The organism is Calidithermus terrae (assembly GCF_003574345.1).
Taxonomy (GTDB): Bacteria; Deinococcota; Deinococci; order Deinococcales; family Thermaceae; genus Calidithermus; species Calidithermus chliarophilus.
In genome coordinates this window covers 1-2,488 of record NZ_QXDL01000351.1, presented here as the reverse complement: position 1 = coordinate 2,488, position 2,488 = coordinate 1, and the positions used below count along the sequence as shown (strand labels likewise).

Genomic DNA, 2,488 nt, shown 5'->3' with positions numbered 1-2,488 from the left:
CTGCTGGATGCGCCCGGCGAGGCCCTCGGGAGCCTCCCGGGTCTCCTCGAGCCGCCGCCGGTAGCGCTGTATCTGGAGGTGCAGCCACTCGCGACCCAGGCGGGCTTTGCGTTGGAGAGGGGAGTCGTGGGGGTGCAGCACCAGCCCCAGCCTTCCCTCGGCCTCCTCGCCCTCGGGGGTCCAGGTGGCTCGAGGCCGCCGGGGCTCCTCGGTCTCCCTCGTCGGGGGAGTTGGGCGGTGGGGGAGGGGGAGGCTGTCCAGCGCCTCGCTCACCCATTCCTCGGCCTTCCTGGCTTGGGGGCGCGCAGGGGCGAGGGACCGCTGCTCCCTGGAACGGCCCCCGTAAACCGGCATGGGCCCAGTCTACGAACTGGGTCCAGGGTGGGGCAAGCGTTGGGGCTTAATGTTCTCTGCTAAAGGGAGGATACTCAACCGCACAGTATGAACGGTATGGACCATCACGCCCGGCGTGGTCATTGGCTATGCACCATGAACTGCGGACTACCGGCGACTTCCGCGAGAAGCCTCGGAAGGGCGACAGGTGGCCGTGTCTACCTGACCTTGACCAGCTCGGCCAGGCGCTCGAGCGCCTTCTGAATGTTGGTCTCGCTGGTGGCGTAGCTCAAGCGCACGTGGTGGGGCGCGGCGAAGTCGGTGCCGGGGACCACGGCGACCTTGGCCTCCTCGAGCATCCGCAGCGCGGCCTTGTTCTCGTCGGGGTCGATGCGGCTGGTGTCGCAGAGCACGTAGAAGGCGCCGTTGACTATGGGCGTGGTGAGGCCGATGTCGTTGAGGCCCTTCACGATGAGGTCGCGGCGCTTGCGGTAGGCCTCGCGGGCCATGGCGATGAAGCGGCTCGAGGCCTCGACGTTGTTGAGCGCCTCGACCGTGGCCCACTGGGCGATGGTGTCGGGGGAGGTGGTGGACTGGCTCGAGACGTCGATGATGCCCTTGATCACGTCCTTAGGCCCGCCCGCGTAGCCGATGCGCCAGCCGGTCATGGCGTAGGCCTTGGCCGCGCCGTTGACGGTGATGGTGCGCTCGGGGGCGACGTGGGCCGGGGAGAAGTGCTCGCCCTCGTAGATCAGGTGCTCGTAGATCTCGTCGGAGACGAGGTAGAAGTCGTGCTTGTTGGCGAGCTCGGCGATGGCCCGGATCACCTCGGGCGGGTACACCGCGCCGGTGGGGTTGCCCGGGGAGTTGAGCACCAGGGCCTTGGTGCGCGGGGTGATCTTGGCCTCGATCTCCCCGGGGTCGGGCACGAAGCCCGACTCGGGGCCGGTGAGCACCTCGACCGGCTTGCCCTCGGCGAAGCGCACCATCTCGGGGTAGGACACCCAGTACGGCCCGATGACGATCACCTCGTCGCCGGGGTCGAGGATGGCCTGGAAGAGGTTGAACAGCGCCTGCTTGCCGCCCACCGTGACCACGGTCTGCTCGGCGGGGATCTCCAGCCCGTTCTCGCGCTTGAACTTGGCGCTGATGGCCTCGCGCAGCTCGGGGATGCCGGCGGGGGGCGCGTACTTGGTCTTGCCGGCCTGCATGGCCCGCAGGGCGGCGTCCTTGACGTGCTGGGGGGTGTCGAAGTCGGGCTCGCCCGCGGTCATGGCGACCAGGTCCACGCCCTGGCGGCGCAGCTCGAGGGCCTTGGCGTTGACCGCCACCGTAGCACTGGGTTTGAGCGCCTTGACGCGCTGGGACAAGCCTCGCATACCCGAGTATTGTCGGGGGTCGGGGGGCAGGGGGTCAAGGGCCGGTATACCAAAAACCGGGCCGGCCGCCCGCGCCCTATGCTCCGGCGGGGAAAGAGTCCTCCCACTCTCCCGGCGCCCCGGCTAGGCCCGCCGCCGTGCGGCGGGCGGCTGGCACAGCCTGGCGCTCAAAGCGGACGGCACCGTGGTGGGGTGGGGGAGCAACGACCTCGGCCAGCTCAACGTCCCCGCCGGCCTGGTGGTCCTCGTTCCCTAGGCAGCAGTTCGGCCGCCTAGGCGGCCGCGTGTCCTGGAGATGGGCTATTCCTGGAGGCGCGGCCGCTAGGTTCCGGTGAAGCGACTGCCCTAAGGGCAGCGTCGGGCGGGTTAACCGGTCCTGGTCTGCTGGCCCAACCCCATCGAGGTAAGCTCGAGGGCTTCCTCCTGCCCCGCCCAAGGACGACCCCAAGGCCGCCGTCCGCGCCTCCCCCGGCGGGCGTCCACGGGAAGAACTCGAGGATCAGCCGGCGGCACGGAGTAGCCCCCGCCCGGTCGCTTGCCAGGCGCGACGCAACGGATCGGGCTTCCCGGGCCCAGGTCGTGCCCAGTCCGGCGGGAAGGAGGGAGTTCCCTATTCCCCAACCACGCCCGCGGCCAGCCCCAGGCGCGAGGGCGGGCTCGAGCTGGGCAGGCAGGCGAAGACGTGGCTGACGACGTGGACGCCGTGCGGCTCGGTGCTGGTGGGGTGGTGGGCGCAGATGAATTCCCGCACGGTGAGCAGCACCCCAACCCCCACC

Annotated in this window: 2 protein-coding genes and 1 pseudogene; 1 reads left to right on the top strand and 2 read right to left on the bottom strand. The window is 69.9% G+C overall.

Annotated features, from left to right (window positions below; all coding sequences use genetic code 11):
- Both Mterra_RS20525 and Mterra_RS20520 read right to left on the bottom strand, forming a co-directional pair.
- Positions 1 to 354, bottom strand: a 354-nt coding sequence (locus Mterra_RS20525; protein WP_147372998.1) for a hypothetical protein, incomplete at its 3' end; no start/stop codon positions are given.
- A gap of 197 nt (positions 355 to 551) precedes the next feature.
- Complete coding sequence (locus tag Mterra_RS20520; protein ID WP_119316778.1) at positions 552 to 1,712, bottom strand: pyridoxal phosphate-dependent aminotransferase; 1,161 nt, start codon at positions 1,710 to 1,712, stop codon at positions 552 to 554.
- A 151-nt stretch (positions 1,713 to 1,863) separates the two neighbouring features.
- Here Mterra_RS20520 and Mterra_RS23720 point away from each other — a divergent pair.
- Positions 1,864 to 1,968 (top strand): annotated as a pseudogene (locus Mterra_RS23720) (hypothetical protein); the annotation flags it as partial.
- Between the last annotated feature and the right edge of the window lie 520 nt (positions 1,969 to 2,488).